Origin of the sequence: Paenibacillus sp. MY03 (assembly GCF_002165585.1) — a bacterium.
Taxonomy (GTDB): Bacteria; Bacillota; Bacilli; order Paenibacillales; family Paenibacillaceae; genus Pristimantibacillus; species Pristimantibacillus agaridevorans.
In genome coordinates this window covers 48,484-68,682 of the sequence record NZ_MXQD01000021.1, presented here as the reverse complement: position 1 = coordinate 68,682, position 20,199 = coordinate 48,484, and the positions used below count along the sequence as shown (strand labels likewise).

Below are 20,199 nucleotides of genomic sequence, written 5' to 3'. Positions count from 1 at the left end.
GCACCTCTACGGGTTAAAGGATGGGCTTGCCCGTCTTTTGATACAATGAACTCATCTAATCAAGGGGGACGAAGACATGTTGGGATTACCGCGCAAGCTGGCTTTTGTCGGGCTGGCTGCAATCGTGGCAACAAGCTTGGCAGCATGCGGACAAGGCAAGAAGGAGGAAGGAAGCGACGGCAGGTTCACTTTTACAATGATGAACCAATACACCTCGCCGGAGCCGCCGGGCGAAAATAATCCGATTATTAAAAAAATCGAGGAATATACCAATACCAAGATAGACGCAACCTGGATACCTGCCTCTGCTTACAACGACAAGGTGAATGTATCCATCGCTTCTAATGATCTGCCTCAAGTACTCATGATTCAGGATACGAAATCGTCGTCGATTATTAACGCCCAACGTTCCGGCATGTTTTGGGAAATCGGACCTTATCTAAAGGACTACCCGAATCTGAGCAAATATAACGGAAACGAAACGGTATTAAACAATATTTCCGTGGACGGCAAAGTTTACGGTTTGTACCGTGCAAGAGCGCTGGCGCGTCAAGGCGTTGTCATTCGCCAGGACTGGCTGGAAAATCTCGGGCTTGAACAGCCCAAAACGATCGACGACTTATATAACGTAATTAAGGCGTTTACGCTTAACGATCCGGCAAAGACGGGAAATAAGGATACTTTCGGTCTTGTGGAAGCGGAAGATTCCAGCAACGGCGCATCGGCAGTCGGGTTAACCGGCTTCCAGACGATCGCGGCTTTCTTTGGAGCGCCAAATCAGTGGGAAATCCAAGACGGCAAGGCTGTACCGCAGTTTATGACGCCCGAAAATATGGAAGCTATGAAATTTTACAAGAGATTGTATGATGAAAAGCTGATTAATCAGGATTTCCCGGCTACGAAAACAAGCAAGCAGCAGGAGCAATTTTTCCAAGGCAAAGCTGGCGTTATCTTTACAACGCTTGATTTCCTGATCACTGGCGGCAATGAGCTTAAGAAGGCGAATCCGGATGCCAAGCTGGATATTATCAGCCGGATCGAGGGGCCGGAGGGCGAGCGGGTATTTGCTACAACGGGTTATAACGGCATGTTCGTGTTTCCCAAAGCAACGGTCAAAACAGAGGAAGAGCTGAAGAAGCTTCTTGGATTCTTTGACAAAATCGTGGATGAAGAAATGATGTACACGTGGACTTGGGGGATCGAAGGAAGCCATCACGCGAAGGACTCTTCCGGAGAGCCGTCCATCACCGACCAGACGGCCTATTCCAACGAAGTATCGCCTTTAAAGCAACTGCCGTCTTATGACGGAGCGTTGATGATCTGGAAGGGCAAAGGCGAGGCGGATAACAAGTTCCGCCAGATGATGCAGGATAATGAATCCATCATCGTGTCGAATCCGGTGGAGCCGCTCATTTCCCAGACTGCCGTGGAAAAAGGAACAGAGTTGAACAAAATTATTACGGATGCTCGCATTAAGTTCATTATCGGCACATTGGATGAGGACGGCTTCAACAAAGAAGTAGAGAAGTGGAGAGCTCAGGGCGGCGATCAAATTATTGCGGACTACACGGAGCTTTACGCCAATCAGGCCAAGAAATAACGTTGAGGGAGTTTAGCGCGATGGCAATGGACACTTTACAGCAATTTGCTTTTGATATACGCAAAAGCCTGGCCCCCAAGGAACATATCTGGGTAGGCAGCGGCTACAGTACGACAGCCCCCGAGCGGAGAACGGTAATGGGCGTGCGCGGATGTTACGCGCCGCCCTATGCGGCGAAGGACCTTCAACTGTCCGTAGGGCTGAGAGCGGATGGGCATGATATTGCGGACAATGGCCATTTGGGCAAGGGGGACTGCGGCCTGTTGTATGCGGAGGAGATTTGGCAGCCGGACCGTATTTTCCGACGGGGCACTTATCATCACTTTGTCGCGGACAAGCTGCTTTCTCTGGGAGTGGACAGCGAACTGGTGCCGCTTGCAGGCAGCCATGGTTTTGTACTAAAGGTGACGGTTCGCAACCGCAGCGGAAGAACCCTAACGCTTGGCATTGCGCCGGAGGTATCGCCAGGTCGGCCGATCTATGCCAACTACGATGAATGGGACTATGGCTGGCCCGAAGCGGCAGCGGAGCAGGCAACCAAGCGCGATCATCCGGCTCATACTTGGGAGAACGGTCAGGTAAGGGTCACCCTAACGAGCGAAGGTCAATTAGAGACGGTGCTGGCGGAGGGGGAGTCGTGGACGATACGCTTCTGCGTCGCCATGACCGCAGCCGGAATCCCTTTCCTTCCGGGAGCCGCGCTGGCAACGCTGGAGGATCAGACCCGGCGAGTATGGGAGAACCGGTTGTCCGAGGCCGGTCGTCGGCTGCCGGTCTTGCAATCCGACATCCCCGGGCTCGAGGAATATTACCGGCGTTCCATCATGAGCGGTCTGATCTGTCTTTGGGACAACCCGGAATTTGCCATGCAGCCTTTCCCGGTCGTGTCCGGAATCGAGGGAGCCGGCATTTGCTGTTATCCATGGGATGTGGGGGGATACGCGGCCAAAACAATGGGACTGTTATTGGGCGAGGAAAAAAGCCTGGAGCTGGCCGGGTTGATGGCCGACAGCGGCGTTGACCGCCATTCCCGTTTTGCGCCTAGCGGCAAGGGAGCCAATGTCGCTTACTCCTACAGTCTTTGGTCCTTTATTCATTTTGCATGGAGCGCCCTTCTTCTATATGGCGAGGGAGGCCGGAAGTTGTTCCCCGTCATGCGTCAATTAATGCTGCAAGACGATCAAAGACTTCCCCAGACAAACGATTTGCTGGATTACGGCTTTCAGCATAATCTTCTGGAAATGCGGGGCGCCGGCTACGAACACATTGTTGCCAGTCCCAATGCCGAGCGCGCATGGAGCTATGACAGACTGGCCCAGCTCGCGGAGCAGCTGGGGGAGGAGCGGGAAACGACGGAGCAGTGGCGAGCCAAGGCGGAGACGATTCGTCGGTCCATTCGTCGCCATCTTTGGGATGAGGAGAAAGGGTGGTTCAAGGCCGTATACCCTGATGGGCATGAGGAGTTTATCTATTCCATCCAATATTTCGATGCGCTGCGCTTCGGGGCATGTACGGAGGTTATGGCGGATCGTATGTTTGAGCAGGTAAGGGAGGGAGCGTTTCTTGGCGCCTATGGGGTAAGCAGCGTTTCCGCAGAGGATGAGCTTCATTACGAGCAAAATGATCCGGATTGGTCGGGCGGCGGCTCCTATACGGGAGACGGTCCCATGTTGGCGCTTACGCTTTGGGAACAAGGCAAGGATAAAGCGGCGTGGGATGTGTTGAAGCGGCATTTCTGGATGGGCCGGCATTTGCCTTATTATCCGCAAGAGCATTATTGCGATCGGCCGGCCATTCCTGCCCACAAGCGGGCCAATGTGGTCGCCGGATTGTCCGGGGCGGAGGCGCTCCTGTTCGGCATGGCGGGGATCGAACCGCAGCTTGACGGCAGTCTGTGGATTTATCCAAGACCGCCCGAGGACGGGGATGTGCAAGTCAGCGGCTTCATCTTCCGCAATGATAACTTTGATATTGTCATGCGTCCCGGCTACTGCCGAATTTCCCGCAATGGCATTGTGATCTATGAGGGAACGCCTCGCCGTGTATTGGCAAGCGGCTTGGAAGATAGGGGAGCGGCTAATGAATAAAGAAATTTGCAAGTTTGATATTATCATAGCCGGCGCGGGCGTTGGCGGCATAAGCGCCGCTCTTGCCGCGGCAAGGCTGCAGCAGCGAGTGCTGCTAATCGAGCAGGCGGATGAAGTCGGAGGCACCGGCGTCTTCTCCAGCGTTTCGCTTATTTGCGAGTTTCGCGATCGCGGCGGCCGTCCGATTAACAGCGGCATTCACCGGGAACTATTTCCCGCCGCCTACACCCATTACAGCGAACAAGTCGTGCCAACCTATGACGAGCAGCAGTTAAAGGCAAACTATAACAAGCTGCTTGGCGCAGAGCCCCTTCTGACGATATGGACGGGGAGCGCGGTTGTCCAAGCCGACATGCGGGATAACCGGATTGCTCAGCTGCATATCAGCGGCAAACATTCGGGCATCGTATCCGCCCCGGTCTATCTTGATGCTACCGCAGACGGCAATTTGTCGGCTCTTGCGGGCTTATCCTACCATCTGGGCCGGGAGAGCGACGGCAAGCTCCAGTCGGCTACGGCGACGTTCAAGGTGAGCGGCTTCGATCGGTCGCTGCTCCAGCAGCCCGATATTCGGTTATGGTCCGCGATCCATTCGTTAAGACGGGAGCTTCTGCCTTATTATCAGAAGTTGAAGGAGGCCGGGGGCACCAACAATCCGCGAACCGGCGTAACTTGTTTCCCTTACCCGGATGGAGAGGCGCTCTTGTTCAACTCTACCTCGGTATTGGAGGTGGACCCTACCAAGCCGGAGACCGTCGAGCGCGGCATAAAGGAAGGAAGCAAACAAGCGGAGGAGCTGTTTGCGGCTATTCGCCAGCATCCGGCATTTCAACATGCGAGGCTGGACTATATCGCTCCCAAGCTCGGCATTCGGGAGGGGCGGCGCATTGTTGGCGAGTATGAGCTTACAGCGGAGGATTGTCTCGGCACCCGGCACTTCGAAGATATGGTTGCGGCCTGCGCTTATTCTCTTGATATTCATGATCCTGAAGGCGGTACGACGCGGCTTGAGCGTATTCCGGAGCCGGGATATTATCATATCCCGTACCGTTCCTTGATTCCGAAAGGGGCTGGCAATCTGCTGCTAAGCTCCAGATGCATCAGCGGGACGCATGAAGCGCACAGTTCTTACCGGATTATGGCCTCGGTCAGCGCCATTGGCGAAGCTGCCGGAACGGCAGCGGCCCTGTGCGCATTTCAAGGGCTGACGGATGTAAGGCAGGTCAAGCCTGCCCATATCCGGTTTATTCTTCAAATGAGGGGTCAATTTGTGGAAGGTTCGGTGGAGCGGGTATCGCTGCCGACTGCGTCATCAAGTTAGTTTAGGCGGAATGATAGAAGGGGCTGGAGGGGGAACATGGCAAACTTTTCTCTCCGCCCGGTTACATTCCGATTATAAAACGGGAGGGAATAGGAAAATGATGAAACAACCGTTGCCATTCCGCAAATTTGCAGCTGCGCTGGCTAAGCCGGCTAAACGGGGGCTCAGCGTGCTGCTTGCAGGGTTGCTGACAGCCCAGTGTTTCGCGGCTGCTGTTTACGGTCAAGAATTGGAAGCGCTCACAGGAGAGGGGGCTGAGAATGTCGACTCGGTCGATGTCGATGCGGGCTTACTGCGACCCGTCCAGATAACGCCGTGGGACGAGTTTAAAGCCGGTTTTGGCTCCAGCCAGCATGCGGTTGCCCTGCAGACGGATGGCATGGAACTGGATGGGACAATAGCGAAGTGGGAATCGTTTGCACAGCTTCAGTTGCCGGCAAGCGATGCCCAAGTAGAGATGTCGGGTTGGGCTAACGCAGAGGACTTGTCCGCTCATGTCTATATGGCCTATGATGACGACTATTTCTACTGGGCGGCTCAAGTGATCGACAATAACCATACCCCCGTTGCCGGCAGTACGATGTGGAGAGGGGACAGCATTCAATTTGCCTTTAGCCCGGATGGCGCTTATGGACCGGAATATGGCATCAACTTTATGGATGGCCAGGCTCATGTTTGGCAGTTCAGCGAAGGAAAGGCCGTAGCGGGAGCGGATCAAATTGCAGCTGCGGCGACGCAGCTTGGCAGTACCATTTTGTATGAGGTAAAGATGCCGTGGAATACAATCTATACAGGAAAACCGGATGGCGTACTTCCGTTTACCTTGCTCTTTAACGATAATGACGGAGCGGGGCGTCGCGGATGGATCGAATGGACGCCGGGTATAGGCAAAGCCAAGAGTCCCGGCTCCCATGGCAAAGTGCAGCTGGTTTCCGCAGACACGCCTTGGAGCTTCTGGGTGGAAGGCCCGAAGGAGCTTGGCAGCGGATCCGCAGGCGAATATAACGTTTCTGCGGTAAATTGGGGCAATGAGGAGATCAGCCTGCTGTTATCTTCTACGATGACGAACATGGACCGGGAGCTGGTCATACCTGCCCGGTCTGTAGCAGAGATAAAGACGGAATTTGCGCCAACGCGTGCCGACGACTATGCGCTCGATTTTACGCTAGCCGAACCAGGAGGCAATAGAACGCTCACCGAGATTATCGATGTAACCGCTATCATGACTTCGACAGAGTTAGAAGGCATGTTGGATGCGGTTATGAACAAGCTGCCTATGCTTGAGCAACTGCTGCTCGCTGCGGAAGCGCAAGGTTTGTCTACGGATTATGAGCGAATAAACTATACGGTCATCAAAGAATTCGTAAAATACGGAAAAGAGGACATCGTCGGGAACAGACTCGGCCGGGCTTATTATGTCGCCGTGGAGCTTGAGCGATTGTACGGCGAAGCGGAGTCCCGACTTCAGAGTTATTTGGACGGCACGGTCCTTCCGCAGGATGTCCCGCGTTACGTGAGCGGAAGGCCGGATATTTCCGGTTACTCCTTTATGGGCGACACAGCGGTAAGAAGCACCGGCGCCGTCGAAGAGCGGCCCATCTTCTTTACCGGATACGGCCATTTTGGCAAAGTGCGGGAGGATATCCCTATATTCCAGGATTTGGGCAACAATATTATCCAGATCGAGATAGGACCAAGAGATGTCATTTTGGACAAAAAGGATTTTGTAAATCAATATACGGTAGGCCGTTCGGGCAATGTAAACGCAACTGCAGCTGCGGTGGAAGGCGTGAGTCATTCGGGAGACGTTTCATTGCAAATTGCAAATGCGTCGCCCATTCAGCCCAACGTATATGTAAATGTAGCCCAGACGATCCCGGTCGAGCCCAATACGACCTATGAATTTCGGGTTTGGGTAAAAGGGGAAAATGCCAAAAACACGTGGTTTCCCGGAGGGGCGGCGATGAAACAGCGCAAGTCTTTCCCGAGCGGCACCTTTGATTGGCGGGAGGTGGTGTACGAATACACGACCGGCGCTCAAGAAACCAGCTATAAATTAATGATCGTGTCAGAAAATGCGGGTACGATCTGGGTGGACGATCTTAGCGTAACCAAAGCGGGCAGCAGCGAAAACATCGTCAAAAATGCCGGATTCGAAGATTTGGGAGGATATTCGGAGGATAAAGATTACGTCATCTCCACTCGCAAGCTCGAATCGGACATTCAGCAGGCGCTGCAGCGGGCAGAGGACCATGATATAGCCGTTAATTTGCTTATTTCGCCTCATTATTTTCCAGCTTGGGCGTTAACCAAGTGGCCTGAATTGAACGTATTAAACAACGGTTTTATTAAATTCTCCTTATTTCATCCAAGGGCCAAGGACATCATAGAGGATTATCTGCGGGCGTTGATCCCGGCAGTGGCGGGCTACGAATCCTTGCATAGTATTACGCTGAGCAACGAATCGGTTTATCAGACGAATAAGGATGCTTACGCTTTACCGTTGTGGCATGGGTATCTGGAGGAGTTGTATGACGAAGATATAGCGGAGCTTAACAGAATCTATCAGAGCAGCTATGCCTCCTTTGACGAAGTGCCGATGCCCGCTAATGTGACCGCCAGTCCCTGGTCCTATGATTATGTCGTTTTTAACCAGGATTATTTTGCCAGCTGGCACGAATGGATGGTCGATGTGATCCATGAGTTGGCGCCGGATCTGCCATTGCATGCCAAAATTATGGGCGATCCGCAGGGCAGTCTGTCATGGGGAGTCGACATAGAACGTTTCTCTGCGTTCAGTCAAATTAATGGCAATGACAATTGGAATTACATCAATGAGGGGCCGAAAGGTTTTATGGAGGAACTAAGCTTCTATGATATGCAAACCTCCTTCAAACAGGCGCCCGTATTTAATTCCGAGCATCATATCATTGCCGACGGCGATAAGTTATACACTCCGGAGCAAGCCAAACATTTTCGCAGCGTTCTTTGGCAAAGCGCCATACATGGACGCAGCGCTTCTACGATTTGGATTTGGGAGAGAACCTATGACGAATCATCCAGTCGAGAGGGGAGCGTCCTCCACCGTCCGGATGTTGTGGCCGAAGCGGGGCGCACCAATCTGGATCTAAATCGTTTGGCATGGGAAATTACGGCATTCCAGCATGCGAAACCGGAAGCGGCTCTTCTGTACACGGTTCCCGCCGGCATTTTTTCTGGCGATTACTCTACGGTTACGATGCGGGCGTATGAAGCGTTATCGTATAGCGGACATAAAACAGGATATATCTCCGAGAAACAGATCGCAGAAGGAGCGCTTGCCGATTACAAACTGCTGGTCGTGCCTTATGTGACACGGGTTGATCCGGCTACTCTGGACGGAATCAAAAGTTTTATCGAGCAAGGGGGACGAGTGCTGCTGATTGGCACGCATGCGCTCAGGCTTACGCCTCATGGAGAGGAGCAAGCGGCTGCGGATCGGCAATATATTTTTGACCACGCGGATAAGATTACGGCCGCAGATTGGACGGCTTCGCAAATTCGAGCGTTTATGGAGCCTATTCTGGATAATATGAACCCGCAGCATGTGAAGCTGATTCAGCCTTCTACCGGAGAAATGCCTTACAACGTAGAATGGCGCAACGCAACATACGAAGGCAAGATGTTGTTAAACGTTGTGAATTACGGATCGGAAGCCGTATCGGCCAAGGCGGTAGTTGGCGAGCGGGCCGTCACGCATATGACTAATCTGATCACCGGGGAAATTGTGGATGAGACTGTTTTAACGTTGGCGCCGCTAACTCCTTATTTGTTCTCCGTGGATGGATTGGAGGAGCCTGAGGTTGAACCGACAAATCCTCCCTCGTCGCCTCCGCCAACGAATATCGTTGTTTCTCCGGCGCTTCCGAATGAGAGCGAGGAGTCGGAGGAGCCCGTCTCCGAAACGAATGAACAGCCAGTCGTGCCATTTCGCGATACGCAGGGACATTGGGCTGAGCAACAAATTAACGAGGCAGTGGCGAAAGGAATCGTCAGCGGTTATCCGGACAACAGCTTCCGCCCTGATGCCGATGTCAGCCGCCAAGAGTTTGCCGTTTTGCTGATGAGGGCGATAGGAGAACAGACGGATATCGATGAATCTGCGCAGTCTTTCTCTGACGGGGAACAAATCGGCAGCTGGGCGCGGCAAGCGGTAGCCGCTGCTGTGCAGACCGGCATTATTAGAGGATATGAGGACGGAAGCTTCCGTCCGAAAGAGAAGATCAGACGGGCAGAAATGACGGTGATGATCGTCCGCGCCCTGCAACTGCCCATTATAGCCGACGGAGCAACTTCGTTTGCGGATGATGCGGACGTTGCTGATTGGGCAAAGGGTTACGTTGCGGCTGCAGCGAGAAGCGGGATCGTAAACGGGCGAAGCGGCAACAGGTTTATGCCGAACGATACTTCAACGCGAGGAGAAGCAACGGTTATGCTCGTCCGGATACTACAATCGTTAAATAAACGATAGGCCAAATTTGAAACGGCAGTCATCGCCTTTGAGCGTCGACTGCCGTTTTTAACATTTATCCCGCAATTTTATTTTTGGCTTGGTTGCCAAGTTGCAGTTGATCTACATCCTTCCAACTTACCCTGCATCCACTCTCATTGCAGGAATCGAAAAAAGGACATAATCGATAGTGAACCAGGGCATCGTCAAGACGTTGACTGGCTTCCAGGACAGGAGGGGCAGTGAAGGATCCGTGGTTGTCGAACGTTAGTTCCATGATTTTGCGAAGCTGTTCAATTTGATTGCGGCACTCGCATATATTCATAGACATTCGTCTCCTTCGTGATAGATTGCTAGGTCGATAGAGGTTTTCTCACTATTTTACAACAAATAGCGTTTAATGGCTATAAGTGGAAGGTCCGGAGTTTTGACAATCCTGTTACCTTACGAGATTGCGCAGGACTAACCATAGATTGGCGGGTTTTTCTGCCAGGCGCCTCGTGTAATACGGATACCACATTTCGCCGTAAGGAACATAACAACGTACCCTATACCCTTCGCGGGCCAGCTTGGCCTGCTCCTTCATTCTTAAACCGTATAACATCTGGAATTCAAACCGCGATGTCGGAATCCCCCGCTCAGAAGCGTATTTCTTGACATAACCGATAATGGCATCATCATGGGTGGCGATTGCAACATAGGCGCCGTGGTCAAAATGGTGCCGAATAAGCCGCTTGAACTGCTCGGCAATCTCGGTGTGGCGCTGGTAGGCAATGGAAGGCGGTTCCTTATAGGCGCCCTTAACAAGTCTGAGAGGAATGCTATCCTCTACGCAGCGCTTCGCGTCTAACGCCGAACGGTGCAGATAGGCCTGAAGGACCGTGCCGACATTGTTCAGCCCTTCCTCGCGAAGTCGGCGTACGATAGAGTAGGTTGCTTCCGTAAAAGCCGAATCCTCCATGTCGAGCCGAACGAAGTTGCCGAGATCTGCCGCATGCCTCGCAACTGCACGAATATTGGCGAGAGACGCCTCGGCGTCCAGCGCCAACCCCATCTGGGTGGGCTTAAGGGAAACGTTGGCGTACACTCCTTGCTCCGCGATGCCGTCCAGCAGCTTGATATAAGCGTCGCGATAGCCTGCGGCTTCGGAAGCAAGCGTCACTCCTTCGCCGAGATGATCCAGCGTTGCCATAATGCCCATGTTGTTTAGCGCCCGCACTTGTTCGAGAGCGTCATGCAAATGGCGGCCGGCGATAAATCTGGAGGACAGCCGCTTGCCGTATTTGATCGTCATTGCTTTGACCGTTTTGTTGCCCGCGATACTCAGGAGACATCTTCGATACCAATCCGCGCCGATAGCCACCTTTGACTCCCCCTTATGACGTCCAACGCTTCGAGGCAACTGCTCTGTCAGACTGCCCCCTGGTGAACGACATTTCCTATAGTGCGTGTGCACAGCCTCTTATAGAAGATATGCGGCAGGAGTCTTGCCCTATTAGCGCCTGAGGGCTTGTCCCGTCTGACGAACAGGAAAGACCCGCGACGCGGGGGGCGGGTCTCTCGCCAGGATGGCTGCTGCGATTCATGTCCTCATGCATGGAGGATACGATTCAGACATGGGAGGGTATTAGTACCATTTGAAACCAAAGCTGCAAGCGATAATCACCAGCAGAATGAAGAGAACCAGGATGGCTCCGACGTTATTATAAGCACCACCAACGCAACCGGACATTGTTACATGCACCTCCTTACGTTTTGAGTACTCTGTAGGTTATGCTCCCGAGGCATGCGTTGATTGGGTATTTGTTCCCATGGCATATAACTTGGGCATACGCCCGCATTGCGGGACAAGGGTGGGGTTTAGCTCGGACAAAGGCCGTGACGAGTCGCGAGAGGTGAGGGCTTCGGAGCAAAATGTGCAAACGCACAATTTTATCAAACGCCTATACAATCGGGTGAAATATACATAGGATACTGTACCTTAACATTAAAGGAGCTGAAAACTTCATGAATTATGCAGCAAACGTTTCTGGCGGAGCTAACCATCACTACCCTGTCGCAGGTGCAGGTTGCGGTAATGTAGGCGGCGCATTCAACAACGTCGGAGCCATCCTGGTTCTCTTTATCCTTCTGGTCATCATCGTAAAAACACTCTGCTGCTACTAATCTCTGTCGAACACAAGCTGAAATAGCGTGCAAAACCCTCAGGCGGCCTTCGCTTGAGGGTTTTACATGTTGCGGAGATCGTTCCGTGCGATTCGACGAAAAACGGAGAAAGACTCCACATTTCGACACAATATCTTTATAATGGATAATAGACATACAGTGCGTGTTCAAAGATTCGATGTCGAGTAGGCTTCCTGGTATACTTCGTGATCAAAAGCGGAGTTTTTGGACTACCTCATAAGGGGGGACGAGTTATTTTGAGAAAACCAATCGTGAGCGTAGGCATAGGGGTCATCCTTCTAGCTGTTTTAGCTGCTTGCGGTACCAATAATGATGAGGGAAAGGAAGCGGGCGCAGAGGAGAAAACACAGATTACGTTATGGCATAACTTTAATGGGAACGATCTTCGCTCGTTGGCGATGCGGAGTCTTATAGAGACTTTCCAAATAAATAATCCGCAAATCGAGCTAAAGGTGGAGAAGTTTGTATCCGACGGATACCGGGCGAAGGTTATGGAGGCTGCGAAAGCGGACAATCTTCCGGATGTGTTCGTGATGTGGAGCGGCTCCATGACCAGCGATTTTGCCCAAGCAGGGCTGATCCAGCCCATCAATGAATTGCTGGGCGAATATCCGGAATGGAGAGACGGATTTATGCCGGGTTCGCTGGAGGCGTTTACCGAAGGAGGAAATACATACAGCGCGCCAATGGGACTTACTCCGACGTCGATATTGTATTACAACAAGTCGATCTTTTTGGAGCAGAAGCTGACCGTGCCTCAAACATGGGAACAATTGCTGGATGTCATCCGCAAGCTTAACGACAAAGGCATCGCGCCAATCGCATTAGGCAACAAGGCGGGTTGGGTTGCGCAATCAAGCATCTTTAGCTCGCTTGCGGATCGGGTTACGGGCACCGATTGGTTTATGAAGGCTATAGCTCAAGAAGGAGCAGCTTACACGGACCGTGTATTTGTTGATGCCTTAACCTATATGCAGGAGCTTGCCGAGGCTGGCGCGTTCCAAAAAGGTTACGCCAACATGGATAATCTGGAGATGGAGCTGCTGTTCGCGCGCGGAGAAGCGGCGATGATGATCGACGGAGGCTGGGCGCTGACGAATATGGCGGCGAATGCGACGAATGAAGAGCTGCGTCGGATCGGCGCAACCGTATTGCCATCAATGCCTGAAGGATTGGGGAACAGCCGGTCCGTGTCCGGTGTCACGGGCATCGGCATGGGACTCGGCAGCAAGGCACAGGATGAGCGGAAGGAAGCGGCGCTTGCGCTTATATACGCGATGAGCGGTCCCGAAGCGCAGCGTAAGACGCTTGAGAGCAATCAATTGGTAAGCTACAAAATCGATTTGGACAGAAACAAGGTGTCGTCCATCTTCGCGGAGGTGTACGAGCTGGTGACCAGCGTTGATTTCACGCCTGTTTATGACGTTTATTTGTCCAGCGAGACGGCGGAGGTCCTGAATGAAGGGCTTAAAAAGCTGCTCGCGGGAACGGCCGAGCCGGAGGAGGTAGCGGCGAGCTTGCAAGAGGCTCATGTCAGATCCGCGGAGCCAGCCCGGAGCGAGTAACCATAGAGAGAAGGAGAAGGAGGAGCTTATGGAGAACCTGAGTGAGGCTGGCGAATCAATCGCGATGCGCGCGATACCGGTCTATGTGCTGACGGGATTCCTCGGCAGCGGCAAGACTACTCTGTTGACGCGGCTGCTGGAACGGTTGAAGTCGGAGGGGAAACGTCCGGCTGTCATCATGAACGAATTAGGCGATATTAATCTGGACGGCCAACTGGTGGAGAGGGACGTGCCGATGGCGGAGATGCTGAGCGGGTGTATCTGCTGCAGCATGCGAGGCGATCTGGGGCTTACGATCGATGGTCTGATCGGACTGCATGGACCGGATGCCATCGTGATCGAAGCAACGGGCGCCGCCAATCCCATGGAGCTGCTCGACGGTGTGACGGAAGCGGCGATGTACCGGAAGGTGGAGCTGAAGTCCGTTATCGCGGTAGTGGACGGTCCGCAGCTATTAGCTCGCGGGCGCGACGGCAAAGGCCGCACGTTCAAGCTGATGCGCGACGGGATTCGCTGCGGCACGGCGCTCCTGCTTAACAAAGCCGACAAGCTGGCTCCCGAGGAGCTTGTCGAAGCGCAGCAGTTGATGCGCGGCATGAACGCCCATGCGCCGATTTTGCCTACGGTCCGCTGTGATACAGAAGCTTGGGACTTGTTGTTTGGCACCTCGCAGGATGCTGCTTCGCGTGTTCCTGAGGGTACCGGGGGATCTCATGTTCATGAACATAGCCACCAGCATGTAATGGCGTTGACGCATTATTGGCGAGGTCCCGTCGACAGCGAGGCGTTCGAGCGGCTGCTGAGCGAATTGCCCGATAACATCTATCGGGCGAAAGGCATCGTATCGTTCTCGGACACCTCGCGCGGCAGTCGGTTCTTGTTCCAATATGCGTATAAGGAATCGGACTTTATCCGGATCGAGCCGCAGGGAGAAGTGCTGGATGTCGCCGTGTTCATCGGCGAACACTTCTCCAGAGAGGAGCTGCTGGGCAAGCTGCGCGCGTTGGAAGAAGTGGAAGATAAGTCATAATTTGTCGCATCATGTCTATACCCGGTAATGGTTGGATACAATAATCGGAGATGGGACGGCATGATTGTCCCTGCCAATCCATACGGTATAGAAGGGTGAGAGACGATTATGATGTTCAGCAAAATATCGGTTGCGCTGGCGACGGCACTGCTGTTGTCCTCCGCATATGGCATGACTTCCGAAGCAGCCGTCGAAGGACCGCTGCTCGCTCAGCACGCGGAAGGCGAAGAGGGTCATCGTCACGGCGAGATGTCGCGCAAGGAATTCGAGGCTTACCGGCTGGAGAAGCTTCGCGAAATGGCGGCTTACTTCGGCTTGAAGACCGACGGCAAGTCCGCGGATCAGCTAAAGCAAGAGCTTAAGGAAGCGCGCAAAATCAATCCCGAGAAATGGGAGGCGTTCAAGGCGGAGCATAATGCGAAGCGATTGGAGCGCCTGCGGGAGATTGCCAAGAAGCAAGGCATTGCGACGGAAGGCAAGACGGCTGAGCAACTCCACAAGGAGCTGAAAAATGCGCACGGCGGCAAGTGGCCGGGCCGCTCCAAGGATACGCGCAAAGAGCCCATGCCTTCCGCAACAGTCGCTCCGGCGCCGAATCCGGCACCGACAACAGCGCCGACCGCCGCTCCTACGGCCATGCCCAAGCCCGACAAAAAAGATGGAGAATCTGAGGGCAAGGGTATCGAGAAACAGGGGGAAGCGGGCAAAGGAAAGGTCGAAGGCTTGCAGGATTCCCAAAAGAGCAAATAAAATCTATTCATCAGAAAAAGGCATGAAGCCGGGTAGAGCCGGACTTCATGCCTTTTTCACCACTTAAGAATCTACAAGTTTCCAAGCTTGCCTTGGATCTGAAATTCTTATTGGCGATAAAACCCACCTCATGCTTCCGAAGCGGCTTTGCTTTGCAAAGCTGGAGGTCGCACATCTTCGAAAGGCCTCGATAGAGATTTTCTCATCGTTTAGAGAAAGAAGGACAACCGACCTCGCACAAATGAGCGATCGAATCACTCGTCATAGAACTATGCTTCATTTGCCGTATGGGTGGCTCGAGGAGCCAATGAAGCATAAAACTTCATTCGTCCACGTTACTCGCCTGTTCTGCCCCCGTCCCTGCCCAATAAAGCGGATAATTCCGCTATAAAAGTCCGTTGCTCCCCGTTCGCAAGGTGTGTTAACTGGCGCGAGTATCGACTTTTTTAATCCGAAAATGCCGAAAATCGACAATATAGCGCCAACTTAGATCGTCCACTGGGAATGGACGATTCCGCTCAAGTACCAGCCTCCCTCATGCTGTTCGAGCACGAGAATCAGGCTTTTCCAATCCATGCCCTCGTATTGCTCGTCAAACCCGCTGAAGTGATAGTCCACAATGTAGCTGCCGGGGAACGTTTCTTTCATGTTAGGCTCTGTGTTGCCGCTGCTCAGAATTTCGTCCCAGCCGATCTTCTCGGCATTGACGAAGTCTTCATCATAAACGAACTTTTTGTAATAGTCGCCGAAGGTGAGCTCGATCGGTTCGCCGGAGCCGTCGAAGGAACCCCATACATATTTTTTGTCATCATTCGTCGTTGGAAGCTCCGAGGCGGGAAACGTCTGCGCTTTCTCCTTGTCAATGTGGGCATAAGGCGAGAACAGGAGACCGTTCTGCGGATGGACGAAACCCTGCAGAGTCTCCATGTCGGCATCCTTAAGCGCCAAAATAATAGCTGCTGCTGCGTCCTGCGGCGTCGCGAACAACGGACTTTGTTTCTCTTGGCCGCTTGTCCCTCCGTCGGCAGGAGTTGTCGCCTGCGGGCTTGCGGTCGGAGATGGCGAGCCTGATTGTTCCGTTGGATGCGGAGTCTGCGAAGACCCGTTCCCGGACGCGCAGCCCGTCACGCCAATCGCGAGGATGGCGGCCGTACATAAAGTAATCCATGTTTTTTTCATGTTATAGCACCTGCTTTCTGGATCATATTAACAAGGTTGCACTACAACTTACAGACGAGGGCTGTTGGCGGAAAGGTTGCATGACTTGGCGGCTCGGCGGAAATAATTGACCTCTTGTCAGAAGTCGCGTTGTTTGTTAGGATGTATTTATTAAGTAAAATTATTAACTAAACATCAATTTTGTATCAAAATCGGATATACGCGGGAGCGAGTGGGATGGCAACGATCAAACAAATTGCTGCGAAAGCCGGCGTATCGGCTGCAACGGTATCCAGAGTGCTGAACAATGACCTATCGCTTTCCGTAAGCGAGGACACGAGAGGCCGTATCTTCCGAATCGCCGAAGAGCTGGGCTACAAACCATCCAGGCTGCGAAAGCTGAAGCAGGAAGAACATCTTTCCCGGCAGCAGATCGGATTGTTGATGTGGTCGACGCTGGAGGATGAGCGGGACGATCCATACTTTTCCTCCATTCGCCGAGGCATCGAGCTGCGCTGCGAGGAGCTCGGCATTACCATCGCGAAGGTGATGAGAGGCAGAGGCGGTACAGAGCTTGCTCCTTGCCATGGACTAGATGGTCTCATCGTCGTCGGTTCTCTTCACGTGGAGGATGTGCTCGCCCTATACAGCAATCCCGAACGCATCGTATTCGTCAATCACGCCGAAGGTCCGCCCTCCAGCGACTCCGTCAAGCTCAACTTCGAAGCCGCGATGGAGGAGGCGCTGTCTTACTTGCAGGCGCTGGGCCATATTCGGATCGCGTATGCAGGCGGAGAAGAAACGGTTCACCGCTTGACGGTTTCGACAGAGAACGAGACGGTAACCGATTCCCGAAGAAACCGGTACAGGGCTTTTATGTCAGAGCGGGGGCTTTACCGCAGCGAGTACGACCTCGTAACGGAATGGTCCTCGGGCGGCGGTTATTCCGGTATGAGAAAGCTGCTCGATCTTGATGAGCGTCCTACCGCTTGTTTGATGGGAAGCGATCCCATGGCCGTGGGTGGGCTTCGGGCACTCCACGAAGCGGGGCTCGAGGTTCCTAACGACATGTCGCTTATCGGATTTGACGACATCGAGATTTCCGCTTACCTTAGCCCTCCGCTTACGACGGTCCGCGCCTATACGGAGCTGATGGGCCGGACGTCGGTCCAATTGTTGCTAGAGCGAATCCAGGGCCGCGAGGCGGCCATCCACGCCACGGTAAACACGTCTTTTATCGTCAGGGAGAGCTGCGGACCGCCCGGCATGTAAGCGTAGCTCAAATCCACATCATGCTTCCGAAGCGGCTTTGCTTTGCAAAGCTGGAGGTCGCACACATCTTCGAAAAAGCCTCGATAGAGGTTTTCTCATAACTTACCCGAAAACAAGAGATTAGAACCGAGGAGGAACATTAATGTCCATTCGTTATGATGAAAACAACCGTATTTTCCATTTGCAATCGGGAGATGCCAGCTATGTGCTCGGCGTTACGAAGCAAGGTTACCTGGCTCACTACTATTGGGGCCGCAAAGTTCGCGGAACCGGTCTGCGCCAGCTGCTTGAGCTGAAAGAACGCGCATCGTTCTCGCCTAGCACGGATCTGGAGCAAAAGGAGCTGTCGCTCGATTCGCTTCCACAGGAATATCCGACATACGGCAGCTCCGACTTCCGCATGCCGGCGTTCCAGGCGCAGCTCGCCGACGGGACGACCGTGACGGAGTTTTTGTACGATTCCCATCGGATCGTAAAGGGCAAGCCATCGCTGCCGGGTCTTCCGGCGGTCTACGTCGAGAGCGACGACGAAGCCGAAACGCTTCTCGTCGATCTGGTCGATGCGAATTCCGGTCTTCGCGTTACGCTATCCTACACGGCATTCGCGGACCACAGCGCGATTGCGCGTTCGGCAAGCGTAGTCAACGAAAGCGGAGCTGCTGTCAAGCTGCTTCGCGCGTTCAGCGCCAGCTTCGATCTGCCTCATGACCGCTTCGAGCTGCTGCAACTATCCGGAGCTTGGTCGCGGGAACGTTACGTTCATACTCGCAAGCTGGTACCGGGACTTCAGTCGGTGGAGAGCCGCCGGGGATCCAGCAGCCATATGCAGAATCCTTTTATCGCTTTGCTCTCGGAGGGATCGACGGAAACGCATGGCGACGTGTACGGTGTCAGCCTTGTCTACAGCGGCAGCTTCGCGGCAGGAGTAGAGGTTGACCAGTTCCATACTTCGCGCGTATTCGCGGGATTGAACAGCTTCGACTTCAGCTGGCTGCTGGAGCCGGGCGAGACGTTCCAAGCGCCCGAGGCGATTCTGGTGTTTTCGGCCGAAGGCTTGGGCGGCATGTCCCGCAGCTATCACGAGCTGTATCGTACGCGACTTAGCCGAGGCGCGTTCCGCGACAAGGCCCGTCCGATTTTGATCAACAACTGGGAAGCGACGTACTTCAATTTCAATGCGGACAAAATCGAAGCGATCGCGCGTGCCGGCCAAGAACTCGGCATCGAGCTGTTCGTGCTGGACGACGGCTGGTTCGGCAAGCGGGACAGCGACAACTCCTCGCTAGGCGACTGGTTCGTGGATCGGAACAAGCTGCCGAACGGTCTTGAGGATCTGGTAGGCCGAGTTACTTCGCTCGGCATGGAATTCGGTCTGTGGTTCGAGCCGGAGATGGTATCCCCTGACAGCGAGCTCTACCGCAAGCATCCGGACTGGTGCCTGCACGTGGAAGGCCGCAGACGGACGCAAGCCCGCCAGCAGCTCATTCTCGACATGTCGAGACAGGACGTGCAAGACTACATCGTCGAAGTGATCTCCGCGACGCTCTCCAGCGCTCCGATCACATATGTGAAGTGGGATATGAACCGCAACATGACGGAGATCGGTTCTGCACTGCTGCCTGCGGACCGTCAGCGGGAAACAGCTCACCGCTACATGCTGGGCTTGTACGCCGTGCTTGAGAAGATCACGACGAGCTTCCCGCACGTGCTGTTCGAAAGCTGCTCCGGCGGCGGCGGACGCTTTGACCCGGGCATGCTGTATTACATGCCGCAGACGTGGACGAGCGACAACACGGACGCCGTCTCGCGCCTCAAGATTCAATACGGCACAAGCATCGTGTATCCGATCAGCTCCATGGGCTCCCACGTATCCGCGGTGCCCAACCACCAAGTGGGCCGGATTACGTCGCTCGACACGCGCGGCAACGTCGCGTTGTCCGGCAACTTCGGCTACGAGCTCGACCTGACGCAATTCACGGACGATGAGAAGGAACTCGTGAAGGAGCAGGTGGCCAAATACAAGGAGATCCGCCACTTAGTGCAATTCGGCGACTTCTACCGTTTGTTGAGCCCGTTCGAGGGCAATGATACGGCTTGGATGTACGTGACCAAGGACAAGAGCGAAGCGGCAGTCGTATTCGTGTCCGTACTGCAGGAGGCGAACCCGCCGCTGGACCGTTTCCGCCTGCAAGGACTGGACCCTGCTGCCGACTATGTGCTGCAAGGCCAGGGAGACAGCTACGGCGGCGACGAGCTGATGTTTGCCGGTCTTGCGAAGCCGCAATTCCATGGCGATTTTGCGAGCAGGGTGTACCATTTCAAGAAAAGCGAATAGTAGGTAAGTTAGCGGTAAGAGAGGAGCGGGTCGCCTGGGGCGATTCGCTCTTTTTATGTTGCGTCCAAGCAGCAATCACCATGCACCAAGCGGCAAGCACCAAGCACCAAGCACCAAGAAGCAAGCAGCAAGCAGCAAGCAGCAAGCAGCAAGCGCCAAGCACCAAACTCCCCACTTTCGAGGGTTCGTGATTCTGGTGGGCTGATGGACGATGTGCGAAATCAGGCTAATTTCGCCCTCTACCGCTCCATAAAGGTTACATTAGGAGGAACGAACGGGAAAAGCTCCTATTAATTTCACGTTCGCAAGAAGATCAGCGGTTATAAAGGGAAATCCTCCGTTTAAATGGCCACAAACCTGCCCAAAGTGCCTATAGAGGATCGAATAAACGGCACATTTCCCTCT

General features: G+C 53.7%; 14 protein-coding genes. 10 read left to right on the top strand and 4 right to left on the bottom strand.

Features of this window, described 5'->3' with window-relative positions; translation table 11 throughout:
• Positions 1-76 precede the first annotated feature (76 nt).
• The 4 genes from B1748_RS19305 (at position 77) to B1748_RS19290 (ending at position 9,518) form a co-directional block, all read left to right on the top strand.
• A complete protein-coding gene (locus tag B1748_RS19305; RefSeq protein WP_087569575.1) occupies positions 77-1,600 on the top strand; it encodes an extracellular solute-binding protein in 1,524 nt (507 codons plus the stop codon).
• Positions 1,601-1,620: 20 nt separating this feature from the next.
• Positions 1,621-3,687 carry an MGH1-like glycoside hydrolase domain-containing protein gene (locus B1748_RS19300; RefSeq protein ID WP_087569574.1) on the top strand — a complete coding sequence of 689 codons (2,067 nt, stop codon included), beginning with the start codon at positions 1,621-1,623 and terminating at the stop codon, positions 3,685-3,687.
• Positions 3,680-5,008: an FAD-dependent oxidoreductase gene (locus B1748_RS19295; RefSeq protein WP_179215677.1), complete on the top strand. Its 1,329-nt coding sequence runs from the start codon at positions 3,680-3,682 to the stop codon at positions 5,006-5,008. The genes B1748_RS19300 and B1748_RS19295 overlap by 8 nt, the downstream gene beginning before the upstream one ends.
• A gap of 97 nt (positions 5,009-5,105) precedes the next feature.
• Positions 5,106-9,518 (top strand): S-layer homology domain-containing protein, encoded by a 4,413-nt coding sequence (locus B1748_RS19290; protein WP_179215676.1) that lies wholly within the window; start codon positions 5,106-5,108, stop codon positions 9,516-9,518.
• Positions 9,519-9,573: 55 nt separating this feature from the next.
• On the opposite strand, the gene B1748_RS38070 is transcribed toward B1748_RS19290, so the two are convergent.
• The 3 genes from B1748_RS38070 to B1748_RS37235 form a co-directional block, all read right to left on the bottom strand.
• The gene (locus B1748_RS38070; RefSeq protein WP_179215675.1) at positions 9,574-9,822 is read right to left on the bottom strand and encodes a Spo0E family sporulation regulatory protein-aspartic acid phosphatase; all 249 of its coding nucleotides are present in this window, start codon (positions 9,820-9,822) and stop codon (positions 9,574-9,576) included.
• A gap of 114 nt (positions 9,823-9,936) precedes the next feature.
• A complete protein-coding gene (locus tag B1748_RS19280) occupies positions 9,937-10,860 on the bottom strand; it encodes a proline dehydrogenase family protein (protein WP_256975776.1) in 924 nt (307 codons plus the stop codon).
• A 264-nt stretch (positions 10,861-11,124) separates the two neighbouring features.
• Positions 11,125-11,229: a sporulation protein YjcZ gene (locus B1748_RS37235; RefSeq protein ID WP_087569570.1), complete on the bottom strand. Its 105-nt coding sequence runs from the start codon at positions 11,227-11,229 to the stop codon at positions 11,125-11,127.
• A 275-nt stretch (positions 11,230-11,504) separates the two neighbouring features.
• On the opposite strand from B1748_RS37235, the gene B1748_RS36895 reads away from it, so the two are divergent.
• From B1748_RS36895 to B1748_RS19260, 4 genes are all read left to right on the top strand, one after another.
• On the top strand, positions 11,505-11,663 hold the full coding sequence (locus B1748_RS36895) for a hypothetical protein (protein ID WP_179215674.1): 159 nt from the start codon (positions 11,505-11,507) through the stop codon (positions 11,661-11,663).
• A gap of 257 nt (positions 11,664-11,920) precedes the next feature.
• Complete coding sequence (locus B1748_RS19270; protein ID WP_087569569.1) at positions 11,921-13,249, top strand: extracellular solute-binding protein; 1,329 nt, start codon at positions 11,921-11,923, stop codon at positions 13,247-13,249.
• A gap of 28 nt (positions 13,250-13,277) precedes the next feature.
• A complete protein-coding gene (locus B1748_RS19265; protein ID WP_256975774.1) occupies positions 13,278-14,279 on the top strand; it encodes a CobW family GTP-binding protein in 1,002 nt (333 codons plus the stop codon).
• 108 nt (positions 14,280-14,387) lie between these two features.
• Complete coding sequence (locus tag B1748_RS19260; protein WP_087569568.1) at positions 14,388-15,029, top strand: hypothetical protein; 642 nt, start codon at positions 14,388-14,390, stop codon at positions 15,027-15,029.
• Between the two features lie 486 nt (positions 15,030-15,515).
• On the opposite strand, the gene B1748_RS19255 is transcribed toward B1748_RS19260, so the two are convergent.
• Entirely contained in the window at positions 15,516-16,208 is a 693-nt protein-coding gene (locus tag B1748_RS19255; protein WP_087569567.1) for a hypothetical protein, read from the bottom strand.
• A gap of 216 nt (positions 16,209-16,424) precedes the next feature.
• Between B1748_RS19255 and B1748_RS19250 the strand changes: the two genes are divergently transcribed.
• Together B1748_RS19250 and B1748_RS19245 are read left to right on the top strand one after the other, a co-directional pair.
• A complete protein-coding gene (locus B1748_RS19250) occupies positions 16,425-17,459 on the top strand; it encodes a LacI family DNA-binding transcriptional regulator (RefSeq protein WP_087569566.1) in 1,035 nt (344 codons plus the stop codon).
• A 142-nt stretch (positions 17,460-17,601) separates the two neighbouring features.
• On the top strand, positions 17,602-19,794 hold the full coding sequence (locus tag B1748_RS19245; RefSeq protein ID WP_087569565.1) for an alpha-galactosidase: 2,193 nt from the start codon (positions 17,602-17,604) through the stop codon (positions 19,792-19,794).
• Positions 19,795-20,199: the final 405 nt, after the last annotated feature.

Bases quoted from the DNA above. Each gene is read 5' to 3' on its own strand.
- B1748_RS19305 (WP_087569575.1), top strand. From the start codon at position 77: ATGTTGGGATTACCGCGCAAGCTGGCTTTTGTCGGGCTGGCTGCAATC.
- B1748_RS19300 (WP_087569574.1), top strand. From the start codon at position 1,621: ATGGCAATGGACACTTTACAGCAATTTGCTTTTGATATACGCAAAAGC.
- B1748_RS19295 (WP_179215677.1), top strand. From the start codon at position 3,680: ATGAATAAAGAAATTTGCAAGTTTGATATTATCATAGCCGGCGCGGGC.
- B1748_RS19290 (WP_179215676.1), top strand. From the start codon at position 5,106: ATGATGAAACAACCGTTGCCATTCCGCAAATTTGCAGCTGCGCTGGCT.
- B1748_RS38070 (WP_179215675.1), bottom strand. From the start codon at position 9,822: ATGAATATATGCGAGTGCCGCAATCAAATTGAACAGCTTCGCAAAATC.
- B1748_RS37235 (WP_087569570.1), bottom strand. From the start codon at position 11,229: ATGTCCGGTTGCGTTGGTGGTGCTTATAATAACGTCGGAGCCATCCTG.
- B1748_RS36895 (WP_179215674.1), top strand. From the start codon at position 11,505: ATGAATTATGCAGCAAACGTTTCTGGCGGAGCTAACCATCACTACCCT.
- B1748_RS19265 (WP_256975774.1), top strand. From the start codon at position 13,278: ATGGAGAACCTGAGTGAGGCTGGCGAATCAATCGCGATGCGCGCGATA.
- B1748_RS19260 (WP_087569568.1), top strand. From the start codon at position 14,388: ATGATGTTCAGCAAAATATCGGTTGCGCTGGCGACGGCACTGCTGTTG.
- B1748_RS19255 (WP_087569567.1), bottom strand. From the start codon at position 16,208: ATGAAAAAAACATGGATTACTTTATGTACGGCCGCCATCCTCGCGATT.
- B1748_RS19250 (WP_087569566.1), top strand. From the start codon at position 16,425: ATGGCAACGATCAAACAAATTGCTGCGAAAGCCGGCGTATCGGCTGCA.
- B1748_RS19245 (WP_087569565.1), top strand. From the start codon at position 17,602: ATGTCCATTCGTTATGATGAAAACAACCGTATTTTCCATTTGCAATCG.